At 60.8% G+C, this 19,415-nt stretch carries 20 protein-coding genes and 3 pseudogenes; 11 read left to right on the forward strand and 12 right to left on the reverse strand.

The features are described from left to right. Nucleotides 1-48 precede the first annotated feature (48 nt). Together AC0L3O_RS13190 and petA are read right to left on the reverse strand one after the other, a co-directional pair. Nucleotides 49-1,353, reverse strand: coding sequence for a cytochrome b (locus tag AC0L3O_RS13190; RefSeq protein ID WP_128177051.1), 1,305 nt, complete (start codon nt 1,351-1,353; stop codon nt 49-51). A gap of 17 nt (nt 1,354-1,370) precedes the next feature. Continuing rightward, complete coding sequence (gene petA, locus AC0L3O_RS13195; protein ID WP_027151039.1) at nt 1,371-1,931, reverse strand: ubiquinol-cytochrome c reductase iron-sulfur subunit; 561 nt, start codon at nt 1,929-1,931, stop codon at nt 1,371-1,373. A gap of 299 nt (nt 1,932-2,230) precedes the next feature. Here petA and AC0L3O_RS13200 point away from each other — a divergent pair. From AC0L3O_RS13200 to AC0L3O_RS13220, 5 genes and pseudogenes are all read left to right on the forward strand, one after another. Continuing rightward, nucleotides 2,231-3,047: pseudogene (locus AC0L3O_RS13200) on the forward strand (DUF2189 domain-containing protein). Nucleotides 3,048-3,308: 261 nt separating this feature from the next. Continuing rightward, nucleotides 3,309-5,297, forward strand: a complete 1,989-nt coding sequence (locus tag AC0L3O_RS13205; RefSeq protein WP_473615764.1) for a heavy metal translocating P-type ATPase — start codon at nt 3,309-3,311, stop codon at nt 5,295-5,297. Continuing rightward, entirely contained in the window at nt 5,294-5,560 is a 267-nt protein-coding gene (ccoS, locus tag AC0L3O_RS13210) for a cbb3-type cytochrome oxidase assembly protein CcoS (RefSeq protein WP_123148495.1), read from the forward strand. The genes AC0L3O_RS13205 and ccoS overlap by 4 nt, the downstream gene beginning before the upstream one ends. 288 nt (nt 5,561-5,848) lie before the next feature. Then, on the forward strand, nt 5,849-6,403 hold the full coding sequence (locus AC0L3O_RS13215; RefSeq protein WP_287344782.1) for a hypothetical protein: 555 nt from the start codon (nt 5,849-5,851) through the stop codon (nt 6,401-6,403). After that, nucleotides 6,400-7,635: an HlyD family secretion protein gene (locus tag AC0L3O_RS13220; protein WP_287344780.1), complete on the forward strand. Its 1,236-nt coding sequence runs from the start codon at nt 6,400-6,402 to the stop codon at nt 7,633-7,635. Before AC0L3O_RS13215 ends, AC0L3O_RS13220 begins: the two co-directional genes overlap by 4 nt. Nucleotides 7,636-7,774: 139 nt before the next feature. Here the strand turns inward: AC0L3O_RS13220 and AC0L3O_RS13225 are convergent, their stop codons facing one another. The 5 genes from AC0L3O_RS13225 to AC0L3O_RS13245 form a co-directional block, all read right to left on the reverse strand. After that, nucleotides 7,775-8,113, reverse strand: coding sequence for a hypothetical protein (locus AC0L3O_RS13225; protein WP_133254778.1), 339 nt, complete (start codon nt 8,111-8,113; stop codon nt 7,775-7,777). A gap of 103 nt (nt 8,114-8,216) precedes the next feature. Then, nucleotides 8,217-9,053 carry a universal stress protein gene (locus AC0L3O_RS13230; protein WP_287260228.1) on the reverse strand — a complete coding sequence of 279 codons (837 nt, stop codon included), beginning with the start codon at nt 9,051-9,053 and terminating at the stop codon, nt 8,217-8,219. A gap of 78 nt (nt 9,054-9,131) precedes the next feature. After that, a complete protein-coding gene (locus AC0L3O_RS13235; protein ID WP_473615765.1) occupies nt 9,132-10,082 on the reverse strand; it encodes a DUF2950 domain-containing protein in 951 nt (316 codons plus the stop codon). Between the two features lie 48 nt (nt 10,083-10,130). Next, the gene (locus tag AC0L3O_RS13240) at nt 10,131-11,543 is read right to left on the reverse strand and encodes a DUF3300 domain-containing protein (RefSeq protein ID WP_473615767.1); all 1,413 of its coding nucleotides are present in this window, start codon (nt 11,541-11,543) and stop codon (nt 10,131-10,133) included. A 30-nt stretch (nt 11,544-11,573) separates the two neighbouring features. Further along, a complete protein-coding gene (locus AC0L3O_RS13245) occupies nt 11,574-12,080 on the reverse strand; it encodes a hypothetical protein (protein WP_473615768.1) in 507 nt (168 codons plus the stop codon). A 615-nt stretch (nt 12,081-12,695) separates the two neighbouring features. On the opposite strand from AC0L3O_RS13245, the gene AC0L3O_RS13250 reads away from it, so the two are divergent. From AC0L3O_RS13250 to ydiK, 4 genes are all read left to right on the forward strand, one after another. Continuing rightward, nucleotides 12,696-12,893: an aspartate-alanine antiporter-like transporter gene (locus tag AC0L3O_RS13250; RefSeq protein ID WP_373420421.1), complete on the forward strand. Its 198-nt coding sequence runs from the start codon at nt 12,696-12,698 to the stop codon at nt 12,891-12,893. A gap of 87 nt (nt 12,894-12,980) precedes the next feature. Beyond that, the gene (locus tag AC0L3O_RS13255) at nt 12,981-13,328 is read left to right on the forward strand and encodes a potassium channel family protein (RefSeq protein ID WP_473615770.1); all 348 of its coding nucleotides are present in this window, start codon (nt 12,981-12,983) and stop codon (nt 13,326-13,328) included. Further along, nucleotides 13,300-14,388, forward strand: coding sequence for a calcium/proton exchanger (gene cax, locus AC0L3O_RS13260; RefSeq protein ID WP_031255267.1), 1,089 nt, complete (start codon nt 13,300-13,302; stop codon nt 14,386-14,388). Before AC0L3O_RS13255 ends, cax begins: the two co-directional genes overlap by 29 nt. Nucleotides 14,389-14,534: 146 nt before the next feature. After that, nucleotides 14,535-15,635, forward strand: a complete 1,101-nt coding sequence (gene ydiK / locus AC0L3O_RS13265) for an AI-2E family transporter YdiK (protein ID WP_473615771.1) — start codon at nt 14,535-14,537, stop codon at nt 15,633-15,635. A gap of 90 nt (nt 15,636-15,725) precedes the next feature. Here the strand turns inward: ydiK and AC0L3O_RS13270 are convergent, their stop codons facing one another. From AC0L3O_RS13270 to AC0L3O_RS13290, 5 genes and pseudogenes are all read right to left on the reverse strand, one after another. Beyond that, the gene (locus tag AC0L3O_RS13270; protein ID WP_473615846.1) at nt 15,726-16,058 is read right to left on the reverse strand and encodes a VIT1/CCC1 transporter family protein; all 333 of its coding nucleotides are present in this window, start codon (nt 16,056-16,058) and stop codon (nt 15,726-15,728) included. Nucleotides 16,059-16,146: 88 nt separating this feature from the next. Then, nucleotides 16,147-16,371 (reverse strand): hypothetical protein, encoded by a 225-nt coding sequence (locus AC0L3O_RS13275; RefSeq protein WP_473615772.1) that lies wholly within the window; start codon nt 16,369-16,371, stop codon nt 16,147-16,149. A 270-nt stretch (nt 16,372-16,641) separates the two neighbouring features. Then, nucleotides 16,642-16,815, reverse strand: a pseudogene (locus tag AC0L3O_RS13280) (protein-S-isoprenylcysteine O-methyltransferase); the annotation flags it as partial. A 79-nt stretch (nt 16,816-16,894) separates the two neighbouring features. Further along, nucleotides 16,895-17,566: a hypothetical protein gene (locus AC0L3O_RS13285; RefSeq protein ID WP_473615774.1), complete on the reverse strand. Its 672-nt coding sequence runs from the start codon at nt 17,564-17,566 to the stop codon at nt 16,895-16,897. A 149-nt stretch (nt 17,567-17,715) separates the two neighbouring features. Next, entirely contained in the window at nt 17,716-17,862 is a 147-nt protein-coding gene (locus AC0L3O_RS13290) for an ABC transporter (protein WP_077380058.1), read from the reverse strand. Between the two features lie 254 nt (nt 17,863-18,116). Here AC0L3O_RS13290 and AC0L3O_RS13295 point away from each other — a divergent pair. Both AC0L3O_RS13295 and AC0L3O_RS13300 read left to right on the forward strand, forming a co-directional pair. Beyond that, nucleotides 18,117-18,782, forward strand: a pseudogene (locus tag AC0L3O_RS13295) (IS6 family transposase). Nucleotides 18,783-19,145: 363 nt separating this feature from the next. After that, nucleotides 19,146-19,370, forward strand: a complete 225-nt coding sequence (locus tag AC0L3O_RS13300) for an SAM domain-containing protein (RefSeq protein WP_287344762.1) — start codon at nt 19,146-19,148, stop codon at nt 19,368-19,370. Nucleotides 19,371-19,415 lie beyond the last annotated feature (45 nt).

The following is a 19,415-nucleotide window of genomic DNA, read 5'->3' on the forward strand; positions in this document are numbered from 1 at the left end:
CGAGCATGATCTTGTCCGAAAACCGGTCTCCACTTTTCGGGGTCATGCTCAGCCCTTGGTTTCCGGCGCGGCTGTCGCGCGAGCCGGATGCCCGCCACCGCCAGCCTTGTTCTTCTCGAGAACTGCCTCGGTGATCGAGTTCGGCAATCGCCGCGGCTTCTCGACCAGGCCCAGCACCGGCAGCACGACCAGGAAGAAGGCGAAGTAGAACAATGTCGCCATCTGCGCCATGAAGACATAGCTGCCCTCGGCCGGCTGCGAACCCAGCCAACCAAGCAGGACGGCATCAATCACGAACAGCCAGAAGAACAGCTTGTACCAGGGCCGGTAGACCGCCGAGCGCACTTTCGAGGTGTCGAGCCACGGCACCAGGAACAGCATGGCGATGGAGCCGAACATCGCGAGCACGCCACCGAGCTTGGAGTTGATCGGCCCGATATTGAAGGTGATGGCGCGCAGGATCGCGTAGAACGGCAGGAAGTACCATTCCGGCACGATGTGGGCCGGCGTCTTCAGCGGGTCGGCGACGACGTAGTTGTCCGGATGGCCGAGAAAGTTCGGCAGGTAGAAGACGAAATAGGCGAAGATGAACAGGAACACCAGCATCCCGAACGCGTCCTTGATGGTCGCGTAAGGGGTGAAGGCGACGGTATCGGTCTTCGATTTGACCTCGATGCCGGTCGGGTTCGACTGGCCGACCACATGCAGCGCCCATATATGCAGCACGACGACGCCGGCGATCATGAACGGCAGCAGATAGTGCAGTGAAAAGAAGCGGTTCAGCGTCGGGTTGTCGACGGCGAAGCCGCCGAGCAGAAGCTGCTGGATCCATTCGCCGACCAGCGGGATGGCGGTGAAGAAGCCGGTGATGACGGTCGCGCCCCAGAACGACATCTGTCCCCAGGGCAGCACATAGCCCATGAAGCCTGTCGCCATCATCAGGAGATAGATGATGCAGCCGAGGATCCACAGAAGCTCGCGCGGCGCCTTGTAGGAGCCGTAATAGAGGCCGCGGAAGATGTGGATGTAGACGGCGACGAAGAAGAACGACGCGCCGTTCGAATGCAGATAGCGCAACAGCCAGCCCGAATTCACGTCGCGCATGATCTTCTCGACCGAATCGAAGGCGAGACTGCTGTCCGCCGCGTAGTGCATGGCCAGCACGATGCCGGTCAGCATCTGCGCCCCCAGCATGAGCGCCAGGATACCGCCGAAGGTCCACGCATAATTGAGGTTGCGCGGCACCGGATAGGCGACGAAGCTGTCATAGACCAGCCGCGGCAGCGGCATGCGGGCGTCGACCCAGCGTCCGATACCGGTCTTGGGCGTATAGGTCGAGTGTCCCTCGCTCATCGAAATGTCCCCTCGCCTCAGCCGATACGGATCTTGGTGTCGGAAATGAACTGGAATACCGGCACCGACATGTTCTCCGGCGCCGGTCCGCCGCGGACGCGGCCGGCGGTATCGTATGTCGAACCGTGGCATGGGCAGAACCAGCCGCCGAACTCGCCTTCCTGGCCGAGCGGAATGCAGCCGAGATGGGTGCAGACCTGGACCATCACCATCCAGGCCTCCTTGCCCGGCATGGTGCGGTTGGCGTCGGTCGCCGGCGCATCGGCCGGCAGATTGGCGTTGCGAGCGAGCGGATCCTTGAGCTCGGCCAGATTGACCGCCTCGCCGTCCTTCATCTCTTGTTCGGTGCGATTGCGCACCACCACCGGCTTGCCGCGCCATTTCACGACAAGCGACGTTCCCGGAGTCAGCGAGGAGACGTCGACCTCTACCGAGGCCAGCGCCAGCGTCGAGGCATCCGGGCGCATCTGGTCGATGAACGGCCAGGCGACGGCACCCGCGCCGACCACCGCGGCCATGCCCGTGGCGACGTAGAGAAAATCACGACGGTTGGGATCCTGGATGTCGGTTGCGCTCACGGGTGCCTGATCCTTTCGCCTCTTCCGTGCCGGTGGCCGAGGCTTGTTCCCCGCTCTTTCACGCCAACCCGACAGCGCATGGCGAACAGGCTAGCGAATTCCTCCGGCAATTGGCCTTCGGTTTATGCGTGAAGCCCGTTTTTGTCCAGACGGGTGAAGGCACAAGGGCAGATTGTCGCGGGGACGCAATTCGGCGGCGGACGGCGTGGCGACGGGCACATGTCGAACACGGCGAAAACGAGCGAAATCAACCCGTGAAGCAGCGCCGGCGTTTGTCTCGACAGGAGAGGAGGAGTGAGATGAGCGAGACCGACAAGTCGTATTGGCTGCTCAGCGAGACCTCGGGCATTGGCGAAACGCGCGACCGGCGCCTCGACCGGGGACTGCCGCTTTTCGAGGGACTCCGCTGGCTCTCTGCGGGCTGGCGGGATTTCTGGATCCGGCCCGCGTCGAGCCTGGCCTATGGGATTGTCGTCTTTCTCCTGTCCGTCGCCTTCGTTTGGACGCTTGTCGGATTCGGTCGTGACTACATTCTGTTTCCGGCGCTTGCCGGGTTCATGATCGTGGCCCCCTTTTTGGCGCTAGCTGTATGAAAAGAGCCGGGCAATAGAGGAAGGACGCGCCATCGGCCTCGCCTCGATGCTCCTGGTGCGCCCCACCGGCGGCGCACAGGTCTTCTTCACGGGCCTACTACTGTGTTTGCTCCTGCTTCTGTGGACGCGTGCGGCGGTGCTCCTCTGGGCGCTCTTCTTCGGCGTGACGCCCTTTCCCGGATTCGACCGCATAGTCGGAGTGCTCTTCGGCACCGCATATGGGTGGGCGATGATTGCGATCGGGACGGCGATAGGTGGCCTCTTCGCGGCCTTCGCTTTCGCCATCAGCGTCTTTGCAGTGCCGATGCTGCTCGACCGGCGCGTGGACGCGCTGACGGCTATGGCTATCAGCGCGAAACTGGTGTGGAACAACCTTCCGCCGATGCTGGCCTGGGGCGCCTTGGTGCTCCTGCTCTTCGCAGTCTGCGTGGTCACAGGGCTTATCGGGATGATCGTCATCTTTCCTCTGCTGGGGCACGCAACCTGGCATGCGTACAGGGCGGTCGCACGTCCAGAGGGGTGAGACCATGAGTTGTTGCGCGCCGGGGGCCGAAGCCGCATTGCTGCTGGCGCCAGGGCGGGAGATTGCCGAGCGCGAAATCGTGCTCGCCAGCCGCGACATGGGGGATAGATCCAGTTTTCGGTACCGCAAGCGCATTGCGCTGCCTGCATAGCTGCGATCGAAGGCGCGCTGCAAAGTCTCGACGGAATCATCGCGGCACGAGTGAATCTCACGTCCCGACGTGTCGCCGTGAAGTGGAGGAATGAAGGTCGTGTCCCTCCGATGTTCGACGCCCTGAAGGCTGTCGGATACGATGCCTGCCTCGCGGAGACGGAAGACGGCGCATGCGATGCATGCGATGCCGAGTTGTCGCGGCTGCTGCGGGTCACAGCCGTGGCGGGATTCGCCGCCATGAACATCATGTTGCTGTCGGTGTCCGTCTGGTCTGGCGCAGATCAGGGAACTCGAAATGCATTTCACTTGATCTCGGCGCTGCTGGCCGTCCCCACCGTCGCCTATTCCGGACGGATATTCTTCGTTTCGGCGTGGAATTTGGCGATGAAGCGCACCGCCAGCATGGACTTTCCCATCTCAGTCGGAATCCTGCTGGCTCTGGGCTTGAGCCTCTACGACACGTCTGTCGGAGGACCTCACGCCTATTTCGATGCGGTAACGTCGTTGATCTTCTTTCTGCTTGTCGGGCGCACGCTTGACCATGCGATGAGGCGGAAGGCGCGGAACGCCGTCACCGGTCTTGCCCGCTTGATGCCGAGGGGGGCGGCGGTGGTCGGGGCGGACGGAAGCCGCGAGTTCCGCGACCTGACAGAAATCGAGCCGGGCGACATGATATTGGTAGCCCCCGGAGAACGCATTCCGGTGGACGGGACGGTTGTCATGGGCGCGGGCAGCCTCGACGTTTCGGTGGTGAGCGGTGAGTCCAAGCCCGAACGCGCGCAGCCGGGCAGCGCCGTTCTTTCGGGAGCGCTAAGTCTTGATGGCGCGCTCACTGTCCGTGCCGAGCGGCGTGCACGGGATTCCTTCCTCGCCGACGTGGTCAGGCTGATGGAGGCGGCTGAGCACGGCCGCGCCCGCTATCGCCGCATCGCCGACCGCGCGGCCGCGCTCTATTCCCCTGTCATCCATCTGCTGGCGCTTGCGACTTGCGCCGCCTGGATACTGCTTACAGGCGACTGGCATCGATCGGTTACGATTGCGATTTCCGTCCTCATCATCACCTGCCCGTGCGCGCTCGGCCTTGCCGTGCCGATGGTCCAGGTCGTGGCGGCGCGCCGGCTGTTCGATCTCGGCGTCACCCTCAAGGATGGCAGCGCGCTAGAGCGCCTTGCCGAGACCGACACCGTGGTCTTCGACAAGACGGGCACGCTCACGACGGGCGCCGCCCGCGTCGAACGGCACACGGTAGCTCCGCAAGATGTTGTGGCCGCCGCAGCACTCGCCTCCTTTTCCAGGCACCCGGTGGGGCGCGCGGTGGCCGCGATGACAGTCGCAAGAGTGGCTACCGAAGGGTTCCGCGAAGTTGCCGGGTACGGGATCGAAGGGCGCGTTGGCGAAGCGTTTTACAGGCTAGGAAGGAAGGATTGGGTCTCCGCAAGCGTGGCCAACGTCCCGAGTGAAGCCGCCACGTGGCTTTCGAAAGACGGAAAGCTTGCGGGTTCATTTGCGATTGCCGACGAAATCCGTCCTGGCGCGACGCGTGCCATCCGAAAGCTAACTGACCTCGGGTTGGCGACAGAGGTGCTGTCCGGCGATCGAGTGGAGGAGGCTTGCAGGGTGGCGGCTGCGTTGGGAATCTCGGAAATCCGCCACGGTGCGCTTCCCGAGGACAAGGTCGAGCGTCTGGAGGAGCTGGCGCGGTCCGGCCGCCGCATCCTTATGGTTGGAGACGGGCTGAACGATGCCCCCGCGCTCGCCACCGCGCATGTCTCAATGGCGCCCTCGTCGGCGGCAGACATCGGGCGGAATGCTGCCGACCTTGTCTTCCTGGGCACGAGCCTGGAGGCCGTACCACATGCCATAAGAGTCGCCCGGAACGCATCCCGGCTGGTGCGGCAGAACCTCGCCCTTGCCATCGCCTACAACGTTCTGGTCGTGCCCCTCGCTGTGATGGGCCATGTTACGCCGCTTATGGCCGCTGTCGCCATGTCGACGTCATCGATTCTCGTGGTCGGCAACGCATTGCGCCTTCCGGGAAAGCCTCCGCCCGCAGGATCTCCGGCTCTTCGCAGGCTCGACTTGGCGGAGGCGGCATGAACTATCTCGTCTGGCTTGTTCCAATTGCCTTGGGCATGGGCGTCGCGGGTCTCGCGGCGTTCCTGTGGTCGATGCGCAGCGGCCAATATGAAGATCTCGACGGAGCCGCCGAAAGGGTGCTGGTTTCAGACGCCGCGGACGTTCCCCTTCGTCAGTATGGATGGAAAAGCGAGGCGGCCGCTCATGAGGCTCGCCCCAAGGGCGGGAAGGCGCCGACCGCCGACGGCGTTTTCTCAAGGAGCAGAACGGACGGAAGGGTTTGACAATGTCTCAAGCTGGTGACAGGCCGTACGACTGGGTGGCGGCGTTGGCTTTCTACTCGGGAGCCGCCGTGCTTGTCCCAAGCCTCGCCGCCTTGGTCGTTAGCCTTCTGGCGGTCGCCTTGGCATTGCTATAGCAACGAGATGGCTGTCCTGCGTAGGGCGGCGGCTCCGAGACTGCTGGCCTCTTCAGTTGCTTTCGGATGCGGACGGAGTATCCTTAAGTTTGGGCGCGTTGCTGCGCCTAGTGCTCGGGCGTCCTCGCACGAGCGAAATTGGGGAGTGGCAGGCATGTCCGAGGCAATGCATTCGGCGGCGCCGCATCATCTTCCGCCTTTCATAACGGCCCCCGGCGAGACCGATGTGTTGTTCACGGGGTCGGTCATCTTCCTTGTGCTGGCCGTGATGGGGATTGGAAGTTTGTACTTCTGGCTCCATTCCTTGCCGGAGCGCATGTCCCACGGCGGCAGTCAGATCCAGTTCCAGCTTGTGGCGGTGCTGTCGCTGCTGGCGTTGTTCACCCACATCCATGCGTTCTGGATTGCCGCGCTGTTTCTGGCGCTCGTCCCCGTGCCCGACTTCTGGACGCCCCTGGCCAGCATGGCCGACTCGCTCGCCAGGATGGCGACGGGGCGGTTTCGATCCCCCGCCGCGGAGGCGCCGTCTGAGCCGGCTCCCGAGGTGGTTGCCAACTATACGCCGGTCAAAGTGGAGGCCGTACCTCCTCCGACCCCTTTGGAGAAAGCCCGAAGCGACCCCCGCGACGAAATCGCCAAGACGCATGCGCCGGAGCCGTCCGACCGCCATCAGCGCCAGCCGGTGTCAGTGGGAGGTCATGAACGATGATCGAAGTTCTGCTTTGTTCGGTCGTGACCGTCCTGCCCGATTTTCTCGTCCGCCGCTTCGTCCAGGGAAAGAGGATTGGTCACGAGATCACGCTCTATTCTGTATGGTATGAGCTGCGATACGGAATAACGGCGTGCATAGCTCTGACAGTGATTCTGCTGACGCTCATTCTCTACTATCATCCGTCGACGTCGAGTGCGATTTCGTTCTTTCGCACCATTCCCATCCTCCCCGAAGGCTCCGGCCGCGTCGAGGAAGTCTATGTGGGCATAAGGGACAAGGTCGAGGCTGGCCAGCGCATCTTCAGGCTTGACAGCTCGGAGCAGGAAGCGGCGCTCGAGACCGCGCGACGGCGGATATCGGAGATAGACGCGGCGCTCGAATTGGCAAAAACCGAGCTGGTAGGGGCCGACGCCCGCATTCAGGAAGCGCAAAGCTCGTACAAGCAGGCCTTGGACGAACTCGAAACCAAGACCGAACTTCAACGGCGAAACGCCAGCACGGTCGCGCAGCGCGAGATCGAAAAGCTCGCCAACATCGTGGAAGGGCGGCAGGCCGCCATTTCCGCGGTCATGGCAAGCAAGCAGTCCGTCGAATCGCAGATTTCGTCCGTGCTGCCGGCGCAGAAGAAAAGCGCCGAGGCGGCGCTTGCCCAGGCCCAGGTCGAACTGGACAAGACCGTCGTCTACGCCGGGGTCGCCGGCACTTTGGAGCAATTCACCCTGCGCAAGGGAGACATCGTAAATCCCATTATGCGGCCCGCCGGCGTTCTCATACCGGCGGAAGCCGGAAGGAAGGCTCTTATAGGGGGCTTCAGCCAGCTCGAAGCCCAGGTCATGAAGGTCGGCATGGTTGCCGAAGCGACTTGTATTTCGATGCCTCTGACGATCATTCCGATGGTGGTCACCGAGGTTCAGGATCTCATCGCGACCGGTCAGGTTCGGGCGTCGGATCAGTTGATCGACGCCCAACAGGTGGTCCGGCCCGGAACGATCACCGTCTTTCTGGAGCCGCTGTTCGCGGGAGGGTTCGATGGCGTGCCTCCAGGCAGCAGTTGCATCGCCAACGCCTACACCAACAATCACGACCGACTTGCCGAGGAAGATTTGGGCACAGCGCACTGGCTGTTCCTGCACGTCATAGATACGGTCGGGCTGGTGCATGCGATCATATTGAGATTCCAGGCGCTCCTTCTTCCGGTGCAAACACTCGTCTTTTCGGGCGGGCATTGAGGAACCGACGCGCCGTCGAACATGCGGCCAAAGGAAATTTGCACCAAAGTGCGATCTTAAGCTCGCTATGGCCGTTCGTGCTTAAATGGAACGGGATTTGAACCGACATAACGCGGAGCAACAACGACGTCTCAAGGGATCAATGCGGCAAGTCATACGCTTGGCCTGCCGACCTTAGTTGCTCAAGTGTTTTTCCGGCGCAACTTCCGGACCAATCTCCGCCAACTGGCTCGGCCTTGCCTCGCATGGTGATTGTGCCGGCCTGATTGTCTGGGGTTATATAAACGGCAACCCCGTCTGGACCAATTTTGGACAAGTAGTAAGCACGAACGATGCCGCTTAATTCACAACGCACCAAGAAAGGAAAGTCCTCGAACGATCCCTCTTGGGCATGTGCTTCAGGGCTATACATGCAGGCAAGCGACGATTGCGCAATGACAGCGAAAACTGTTCCTGTAAATAGCCAACGAGCCTTCATGCGAATATCCTTCCTAGGCCAAATATACACCATTGATTGCCGTTCCTTGACCACCCGGTTCCGAATAAGCTCGATGACGCTTCGCCACTCGTCACCGACACGATCAATGCGAAAGCATTATCGGCAGCCGGACGTCCAACAGGATGCCTTTCGTAGCCCCACCGAGCACGAAATCCCTCAGTCTGGTGTGACCGAACGCTCCCATGATCATCAGGTCGGCGCCGATTTCGATCGCTCGCTCCTGAAGCGACACCTCGACCGGGCAATCCTCGGATACGAATGGCATGGCCTCGGCTGACAGCCCGCGTAGGTTCAGCCCTTGAGTCAAGCGTTGGGCGGCGTCCGTCTCCTGCAGGGACTTCTCGCCCGTCACGGTGAGCACCGTAATCTTGGAAGCGCGGCGCAACACCTGATGTGCATCCGCCACAGCGCGAGCCGCAACACGGCTGCCGTCCCAGGCAATAGCAACGCTGTGCAGCTTCGTGACAGGCTCGACCTCTGGCAGAAGGATCGTCGGCCTTCCCGACCCGAAGATAATGGCCTGCGCGGTCGTCCTGCTCGTGGGGTTGTTCTCCTCCCAGGCGCAGAGAACGAGATCATAGTAACGCGCGTGAATTGCAGCGGTGTCATTCAGCAAGGGAGCGTTCGACGTGACCGCGTCTGTGGTTGAGTCCACGCCTGCCCGTTTCGCTTCCAGCACAACCTTTGCTAGAAACGCTTCGCCGCGATCCCGGCACAGCGCTTCGGCCTCCCGCGTCATTTTGGGGACGTCGACCAGCCTCCGCGACAGCGCATTCGAGATGTTTCGGATCTCTACGTTGATGGCCAACGCATGCAGTTGCGCGCCGAGGGCCGCCGCCATCGCGACCGCCCTGGGCACTACCATTTCAGGGTTGGGTTCGGGATAGGTGATAACAGGAAGCAGGGCTATCGTTTTCACTAGGGGCCTCCCTCTGAATGCAGGTACGCGACAGCCGTCTAGTCCCAAAGCACGCATCCGGAATGTGCATGGGTCCGCTCACTCGCCCGGATCGTTGACCACGGCCCAACCGTCATCGGGATTGAACGCCGTGATCTTTTCGGCGAGCGCCGCCGTATCGGGCCCGAGATCCTTTTCGTAGACTGTGCCGTACTGGTTTACGACGAAGGTCATGATGCCTGTGCGGTCGTATTCGGCAGGCATCGCGATCAGCCCAAAGCCGGCGATCATGTTGCCGTTGATGACGTAGTCGTACTGGCCGCCGGCGACGTTAGCGCCTTGACCGTTCAATATGCGGTAGCGGTATCCGAAATAGCCGTCCTCGGCGGCCGTCGCCAACTCGGCCTGGCTGATCAGCGAACCGAACGGGCTTTCCGGCACGCCGTCGCCGGGTTCCCAATAGAGCCCGTCATATGTTTCGGGCGTGCTGATCAACTTCTGAGCATATTCGCCGACGCCATCCTCGTCCCAGTCGGTTTCCTTGTAATCCTCCTGGGCCTCGACATAGGCGCGCAGGTTGGCGACGGTGGTCAGCTCGTTCTCGCCGATCCTGCGGTTGATGACTTCTTCCAGCCCGGCGATGGTATCGAACGCCCATTTGCCCTCTGTCTGCACGACAGGGAATGGAAACGGCCATACCTGGTTACCAAGAAGAAGCGAGCGGCGGTCGGTTGCCAGTTCCTTGACGGCGATGCCCTTCGCCGCCTCTTCGCGGATTTCCGGAAAGCTCGCCTCCACTTCCTTCGACTTCAGCACTTCGCTGGGCGACAGTCCGAGAAGCGAGGCGACGGCCTCCTTGTCATCTTCCTCCAGCGCTTTGCGGAACGCCTCGACGAGTTCGTCGACTGTTGCGAACGGCGTGGGCGTCTCGCCGATGAAGGCATCGAGATCCTGCGTGGTGCTGGTCTGTGCTTCCTGGGCGCCGCCGGCCGAAAGTGCGGGAACGCCGAGCGAAAGTGCGAGAGTTGCGGTAATGAGGTATCGGATCATGATCATGTTCCTGAAATAAACCGGATGTCGCACACGATACGGCAGTTGCTACCGGCGTCCTCCGCCTCGTCCGCCTCCGCCTCGTCCGCCTCCGCCCCCTCCTCTTCCACCTCTGCTCTGCACCTGGCGATGGCCGCCACCCCGGCTATAGGCACCGCGGTTCGAATGGTTGGTCGCAACCCTGCCAGGTCGCGGATTCCCCATCGCCGACGGCTTGCGCGGACGATTGTCGGCGCGCGCAGCCGGCTTTTTCCTGGAGGACTTTTTCTGAGCGACTTTCTTCGCCGCAGGTTTGTTGGCCGCCGGTTTCGCCTTCCTGTGCTGGTCCGAGACGCGTTTTGCATCGGGCCGCTTGGTCCCCGACTTCGGCAGCTTGGCCTGCGGCCGGTCCTTCAAACCTTCGGCGACGTTTTTGCGGACATCCTTGCCCTTGAGGTCATGCGCGCGCGCCTGGAGCTTGCCGGCTTCAGTGCGCTTGCCCGGTCCCACCCGGTCCTTGGCCTTGCGGGCAACGTTGTTGAAGTCCTTGCTCTTCAGGTTCTGCTTGAGCTTGTCGCGGTCGATGTTCGCGTTCTTGAGATTGATCTTGTCGCGGTCGATGTTCTTGAGGTCGAGGTCCTTCAGCCTGTCGATGTCGATATTGTCGATGTCGATATTATCGAAATCGATATCGATGTTGTCGCCGATATCGACGTCGAGATCCACGTCGCCGCCCCAGGTTCCCCAGTCGTCCCAGTCGACCACTGCGGCCCACATCGCACCGGTAGCAAGCGCGGCCCAGTAGGGCGCTGTCGGATAGTAATAGGAGGGGTACGGGTCGTAGGCGATCGGGTCGCCCGCTATGACGTAGTCGGGCTCGTACAGCATTTCGGGGGGATAGGTCGGGATATAGACGGTCTGCGGATCGGCAGACCTGATCACGACATTGTCGCCTTCGTTGACAACCTGCACCTGCTCCGTCGTCTTCAGGTAGTCCTTGGCGACCGCCTCGTCGCGCAACTGCTGGATGGCGACGAGCAAATCCTTCTGCTGGTTGGCGGCCGCATTGCCCAACTGTTCGGTCCACTCCAGATCGTCGTTCATCATCTTCACGATCTTGGGATAATTGAGCAGCGAGATCACGCTGCCATCCCATTTGTCGCTCGGCTCGAGGTCGGGAGACTTCGCCTTTTCGTCGAGAAAGCGGGCCGCCTGCACGATCTGTAGCGGATAGAGCGAAGCCGCGATGGTGAGCGCGACGACATCGTCGGGATAAAGCGCGATCGGCGCGGTCAGGACCTTCAGTTCGTCGAGCGTGAGAGGAGCAGGCTCCTCAGTGACGGCGGCCGGTTCGCTGTCGGCCGCCGGCCGCGGAGTCGGAGTGGGGGTCTGGCCGTAGGCAGGCGCACCGAACGGCGCGGAAAGAAGCAGAAGGGCCGCAAGGCCGACTGAAACGAGGCCGAACCTGGACCAATGGGTCATCTGGCTGCTCCTACAGTTGCGATCGCCAAGCTATTTCTTTTGCGCGGCGTCGAAAGGGTCGACGTAGCTCCGCCCAACCGCGCGGACGGCGCGACCTATGTCGTCATGGATATCGTCCTGGAGATTGACGAAGGAGACACGCACGCTCCAGTTGGGAGCATCGAAACCCCCGCCATTGAGCAGCACGATCGAGTGGTTTTCCGCCAGGCGATAGACCAGGTCCAGTGGATGAACGTTCTTCTTCAGCCACGTAACCATTTCCTCGCCTTGGTATTTGCGCAGCCAGAACTCGAAATCGAGGGTTCCGCAGTACGCCGCAGAATTCGCGTTGGGCTGAACATCCAGAGGCGGTCCTTGCGCGTCCGATCTGCATCGGTCGGGCATTCCGGCCGCGCCACCGCTGTCGGAGCCTTCGCGAATACGGCTTGCACTGGAAACCGTTTGCGCGGCATCGATATGGTTTAACCGGTCACGCGGGGTGAGCCGTCGCTTCAAGCTCGGAACAGAGCCAAACTCACTGGAAAATTGATGCGCCACAGGAACACCCCTTCAATGGCCCTCAACTCTCTACTGTCAAACTACTTTCTCGCGCAGTTTTTAGACACACCATAATTAAATAAGCTTTGAATTATCGTCCCTCCGCTCTCGCTCACGTCTGTTGTTAAAATGTAACCATAGTAGTAGTCTACGTTAAAAAAAATCGAGACTTCAATAACATAGCGATGCAGTTGTTCCATGATAACACCTTGAAATAAGGCACGCAAGGGTGTATTGTACGACTTCAAATTAACTGAAATTGCAATCAGCGGTTTCATTAGGATAATTATCATACAATTTAGCTTAGCGGCGGAAGCAATCGGAGAACTTCTGGCCGCTTGTTTCAGTATTGAACCTGCAACAGGAGGGTGTCGTGGTAGAATGGGTTCGTGAGCACGCTTCGCAGCTGTCCTGAAATCTTGACCTTCATGTCTCTAGCCATTTGCTATTATTTCTGCCCCTTTATGGATGAAGATCTCGGATTAAGAGCGGTGACAGCGACCCCCATTGCAGCCGTCATCGTTGGGCAGCTTGGGATCACGATTTCTCCGTCGCTGAAGGCGCTGCTGGCAGGACTGGTTGTCGGGCATCTGCGTATGCGCTTCCCTCTCTTCGGTGGGGCCGGGACTGTACCTCCGGCACTACCTGCTCCGTATGAACCCCATACTGCTCCTCGGAGGACTGGCTGGGGCGCAGACCATGACCGCCGGCATGGCGGCGGTGCAGGACCGCTCGGGTAGCCCGGTTGCCGTCCTTGGCTATACGCCGGCGGTTCCATCGGCCATATCCTGCTCACAACCTGGGGGACGGTGATCGTGGGCGTGACGGCGAAGTGAAATCCGACCTGAGAAAGGGACTTCGGTGGCAGTAGGATTACCCGGCAAGCCCCGATCGCGGCAGTTGAGACGCAGCTTCTTTTATGCGCTCGTGCAGCAGCTTCGCGTGGTCTGGCCGATCTTCTCCGGCATCCTTCTCGCCATGGCGGGATGCGGGCTGATCATCGGGCGTATTGAAAATTGGCGCGTCGACGAAGCTCTGTATTTCACCTTCGTGACGGGTCTTACGATCGGCTACGGCGATTTCTCGCCGCAGCACCTTCTGACGCGGTTACTGGCGGTAGCAATCGGTTTTGCTGGCATAGTGATGACAGGCCTCATTGCGGCGGTCGCCGTGCAGGCGCTGAGGGCGGCTGACAGCAATCTCCTGAATGAGGCTGGAAATGGGCCCCTTGATCAAAGAGATCCGTAGCAACGTCGTTCTCTGGCTTTTGGCGTTTGTTCCGGTGGTCTTCGTCGTCCGGCAATTGGAGCCGGAAGCGCACACGCTGCTCTTTGTGCTCTCTGTGCTGGCGATTGTACCGCTGGCCACCTTGCTGAGCGCGGCTACCGAGTCGGTCGCGTCCAAGACGGGCGATACGGTCGGCGGGCTGCTGAATGCCACGTTGGGAAACCTGACGGAACTGGTCATTGCGCTGGCTGCGCTGCAAGCCGGCCAGTACACGTTGGTTAAGGCTTCTATCGCCGGAGCAATCGTCGCCAATACTCTGTTCATGTTGGGCGCCTCGTTCCTGCTAGGCGGTATCAAGTATCATGTGCAGGAGTACAACAGAGTCAGCGCCAGGCTGCAAACCAGCCTGCTGTTCCTCGCTACGATCGCGATGGTGACACCGTCCATGGTGGCGCAAGTCGATTCCGTTGCCACGTCCGCGTTCACCCAGCAGTTGAGCGTTGGATTGTCGGTGCTGCTCATCGGCGCCTACGCGATGGGCCTGGTCTTCTCGCTGAAGACCCATCGAGAACTTTTCAGCGGAACAGCCCATGCGGAAGACGGCGAAGCGTGGCCGATGGGCCTGGCCCTCGGAACGTTGGCAGCGGTGACATTGCTTGTTGCGCTGGTAAGCGAAGTGTTCGTCGAGTCGGTGCAGGAGGCTGCGGTCGCGTTCGGCATGACCCCCGCCTTCGTGGGTTTCATCGTCGTTGCGTTGGTGGGCGGTTCCGCCGAGATGGCGGCGGCGTTTGCCGGCGCGCGAAGGAACCGGCTGGACCTGAGCGTGGGCATCGCGCTTGGGGCCGCATCGCAGATCGCGCTTTTCGTTGCCCCGATGATGGTGCTCCTCAGCTATGTCATCGGCCCTGCTCCGATGGACCTTCTGTTCTGGCCGGGCGCGGTCGTCATGGTGCTTATTGCCACGATAACGGCGTTCCTGATGACCAATGGCGGACGTTCCGCATGGTTCGTCGGAGTGCTGCTGCTGATGGTCTATCTGATCTTCGCCATGACGATCTACCTTCTACCGCCGCAAATCTAGGCAGGTGGGTGGAGCGTGGTTCCGTCACGGCGAATACCAGAGATGAACACCAAAGGATGGGCTGACCGCAGGTTTGGGCGCGCCAGGAGCGGACTTGGAGAACATAACGTGAGAAAGATAGGCGAGCGGCGTTGGGAGGGCAGATAATGGATTCGGAAGGTTCGCGTCCCCGCGTCCATCCTCGTCAGGATCTCACCCGCGTGACGCTGGCGGTGCTGTTCATCGGCAGTCTTCTCATCGCCAGCGTCTGGGTGATGCAGCCGTTTCTGCCGGCGATCGTGTGGGCCACGACGTTGGTGCTTGCCACCTGGCCGCTCATGCTCTGGTTGCAGCGCCATACCGGCAACCGCCGCGGCCTTGCCGTCCTGATCATGACGCTGACCTTGCTGCTGCTTGTGATCGTGCCCTTCTGGCTGGCGCTCAGCACGGTCATCGCGAACATCGACAAGGTTGGCGACCTGGTCCGGACTATCCTGTCGATGCGACTGCCACCGCCACCCAGCTGGCTGGAGGGAGTGCCCCTGGTTGGAGCACGCGCTGCCGAAGCATGGCAGAAACTGAACTCGGCGGGCGCTCAGGAACTGGTCCAAAGACTGACCCCTTATGCCGGAACGCTGACCTACTGGTTCGCGTCCGCCACCGGAAATTTGGGTGGCATGTTCATACATTTCCTGCTGACGACCGCGATTGCCGCGATCATGTATTCGGGCGGTGAACGGGCCGCCGCCACCGCAATTCTCTTCGGTCGCCGGCTGGGCGGCGTTCGTGGAGAGACCGCGGTAAAGCTAGCCGGCCAGGCGATCCGAAGTGTGGCCTTAGGCGTAGTGGTTACCGCCGTTGCGCAAAGCGCTGTAGCGGGTATCGGGCTGGCCGTGGCCGGCGTGCCCTATGCCGCCGTGCTCATGGCATTGATCTTCATTTTGTGTCTGATCCAGCTCGGTCCGGTCCTGGTAATGGCTCCGGCAGTAATCTGGATGTATTATTCGGGCGACACGCTTTGGGCGACGGTGTTGCTGGCCTTTACCATCGTCGCCGCGACGATGGATCAATTTATTCGCCCTGTTCTCATCCGCAGAGGCGCCGACTTGCCTATGCTGCTTATCCTGGCCGGGGTCATCGGCGGCCTGGTAGCGTTTGGCATACTGGGCATTTTCATAGGCCCGACGGTTCTGGCGGTCGCCTACACGCTGCTCAATGCGTGGATAGCGGATGGCGATGATAGAGAACCTGCTGGGGAAACGCGATGAAGCCGGCACGCGTTGCTGCTTTTAAGCTAGGCGGCAGCGCCGCGAGCCAAATCGGCTAGTAGGGTGGACTCAATGCGCACGCCCGGCAGTTCACCCTCCAAGCGCTATAGTAACTACCAAGACGCTACCGATTGCCATGGCCAGAGCCATCGGCCAAGGGCTTCTGCCCAGATATTTGCCGAGCCGTGCGCCGATCAAAAACAGCATGGCTACGGCTACCGCGTTCGACGCGCGCATCGCCGTCGGCAGATCGTCGATGAACAGGAACGGCATGCTGGGTGGAAGCGTCGATAGGATGACCAGCAAGCAGATTGAAACTGCAGCTCTGACAGCCCGAATGTTCACAATGCGGCGATTGTCGGATGCTGGAAGAGATCTGATGCGCGTGACGATACTTTCGGCGTCGGCCTCGGATGTGACCAGGCGGACGTCCTTCGCAACTCGGAGAGGAAGACGCGCCGCGCCTCTGCCAGGGGCATCACGCGGATGGCCTCAAAGAAATTTAGGCGCTTCACCGCTCCACAGCTGTCGTCAAGGCAAACATGACGCCGTCGACAATTCCCCAAGCGAGGTTGCAGCCCAGGGCAGCCATCAGCACGGCCCCCACCATGTCGCCTTCGCCAACCGCGACGCTCATGGTGCCTGTGAAGGAAAGCGCCATCAATAGTCCGAAAATTACCTCCGACAGACGGTCGATGGGGTCGAGCACGGGTCTAACGGGATCGGGACCGTTCATGGCAGGACAACCGGCACATGACAACACTTGAGCAATCGCACCTTACAGCAAGCGATTTCCGTTTGGAGTCTAATTCCGCTTGCCGAGTTCCCGTGCTTTGGGCAGAGGCGAACGAGTGGCTCCGCTTCAGCATGGTGGCGCGGCGGTGTAGAACCTGTCCCATAGCGCATCCTTTGATTCGGATGGCAATGATGCGCCATTAAAGTCCGGGAGGCCCATGCCGCGCGCGGCCAGGGCGAAGATGATAGCCCCGAACGCGACCGCCCATCATCTCGCCGTAAAGTCGGCTGACTCGGGGATTCCGGTCGCGACATAGAAGCCGGGCAGAATCGCCAGGCCGAAGAGCAGCACGCGCTTGGCCCGGTGCTCGAAAGGATATCGAATCACGTACCAGCCGACGATCCCGAACACCCATACGATCTCGCCGACTGAACTCGCTTCCATGCTCAATCTAGCTCACCGGCGCCCTTACGGCGGTATGGACGTCTTGAGGAGGCGCGGGTGCCTCGACATTCTCGATCTGCTAACGGGGGGCCGTTGCGGCGGGGGCATTTCCGGATTCAACCCCCGGCGGGCCGGTATAGCCGATCGCATTCGGCCCGCCATTCATCTGTCGAAGCTTTGTGATGAAATCACGCGGCATAAGCCAGATACCTGGCGTCTTGTAGCCCATGAAGCTTGCGATGTCGGCCACGAAGGCGTTGCAATTGTAGAGCGACGCATGCCAGAGCGGCGACTTGGCCTGCAGCTTGCGTATATATGCCACGACCCTCCTGTATTCAGGTTCGGTAAGCGGAACTGTCCAGCTCGCCGACCGGTAGGCGATTTCCAGATCGCCGTCGGTCCATTCGGTCGAGGCCGGCACCGGCGCGAGATGGCCGAGCATATAGATATTGGGATCGTTGGATTTCGGCGCGAGCCCGGCGACTTCGGCATTGATCATCTTTCCCGATTTGTCCATGCGCCCGAAAATCACGAAGGAGTGCCCGTATGTATAGGCGTAGCGGGAGCGGAACTCGATGAAGTACCGGCCTTCTGCTGAATTCACCGTGCTCGTCGGCGCCCCGGCAGCCGCTAGGGTCCGATCATCGGACGTGAAATTCAGTTGAGGTTTATTCTGCGATTGCGATTGGCATGATGCCGCCGCGAGCGCGAGCAGGGCCACGGACAGTGAACGGCCACTTACAAGCGTCATTTCATTCCCGAACTCCGAGGAGCGCAGATCAAAAGCGGGGTCCTGCCCGCCACTGCCGACCTCACGACCGAGCCGAAGAGTCGCCCGATCCGGATTGCTGGCTGATGGGAAAGGCCAGCGGCTCTTTCCCCATCCCGACCTGGGCCGGTTTACTTGTACACGGGCGCCGGTGCAGGCTCTTCGACGACGACAGGCGGCGGAGCCTTCCCCTTCCCTTTGCCGATGTCCATATTTGCGCAGCCGCTTAGGCTGGCGACGGCGAGCGCCGCAACCACTGCGATTAGAATTCTGCTCATCACATATTCCCCTCGGGCGAATCGGTTCAAGCTACAACACGCAAACTAACGGGGGACTACACCGCAGCTAGTGCAGGAAAGACACACCTAGCCAGTTTAACTGTCGGTTGATGGTTGGGAGAGGCATTCTGTCGGGTTCCGTTGCAAAATTGGGCTGTGTTGCAAAGTTTTCGGTAACCAGGCGCATGGCATGGCCTCTGGTGTTTCGCCGGAGAGTTCAGATGTTCAAGGGCCGCCATTTCGACTAGTCCGTCATTCTGCTTTGCGTTCGCTGGTATCTGGCCTACGGCTTGAGCCTTCGCGATTTGAAGGAAATGATGGCCGAGCGCGGCATCAATATCGATCATTCGGCGATCCACCGCTGGGTCGTTCACTTCTCGCCCTTGCTGCTGAAAGGCTTCAATCGGCGCAAGTGTCCCGTCAGCGGAAGGTGACATATCGACGAAACCTATATCAAGGTTCGCGGCCGCTGGATGTATCTCTATCGCGCCATCGACAGCGTCGGCGACACCGTCGAGTTCTGGTTCAGGGAACATCGTGATCTGCCGGCGGCCAAACGCTTCCTGCGCAAGGCTTTGCAGCGTCACGGCCACCCCGAGCGCATCGTCATCGACGGCAGCCAGACGAATCGCGAGGCGATCCTTTCCTGTGACGCGGAAAGCCGGCTGCGGGATCGGTCGCGGTGGCAGCTCAAGCCGATCCGCATCCGAAAGAGCCAGTACCTCAACAACCGCATCGAGCAGGATCACCGGCGCATCAACTGTCGTGTGCGGCCTATGCTCGGTTTCAAACTTGGCAAGCGCTATCGCCAGGCTGGGCGGGATCGAGATGATCCACATGATGCGAAAACGACAGGCGAGGTACGCCTTCAATCCAAATCCGCCATCGCCGAGCAATTCGAAATCATCGCCGTCGCGTGAGGCTGGGGTCGTTCCCAGAGTTTCTATTGCCAGACGACAATTTTGCAACGGAACCGTTCAGATCATTGCTGCACCCTCACCACGGGCGCCATTGCCGCGCGAGCGGCTTAGTCAGGACGCGCCATTTCTTGACATTGCCGGCGCTTCTCCGAAGCTGACCTTCCCCGAGGCAAGAGCATGGGCAAGTCCTGACCTCAGAGCAGGCATCCTCTCGAGAAGCGCGATGCTCGTCGTCAGGCCACCCGTTCCACGCCGATATCTCCGTTTCAGCGGCCTCTTCCAAAGAGATTCCGCCTACTCCATCGATTTGGGATATAGTTGGGAGAACAGGGCAGCCCCCCGCAGCCGAAAAGGAGAAGGGGCGTGGACATCGCGAAATGGCTACGGAGCCTCGGCCTGCAGCAATACGAGCAGGCTTTTCGCGACAACGACATTGAAGCTGAAACGCTTCCCCAGCTCACGGCCGACGATCTCGTGCTCGCCGCTATCGCCGCCCTGCGCGCGAATTCGGATACAGCGGCCACCTCGACCACGCGATCCCTGGCGGATACAGTTAAGTACCTTCCTTGCCGAGGAGTTACACCCTAGCTAGACTAGGTTGAGAACCCATAACTGACATCGGCAAGGTCGCTC

The organism is Mesorhizobium sp. WSM4810 (genome assembly GCF_055811235.1).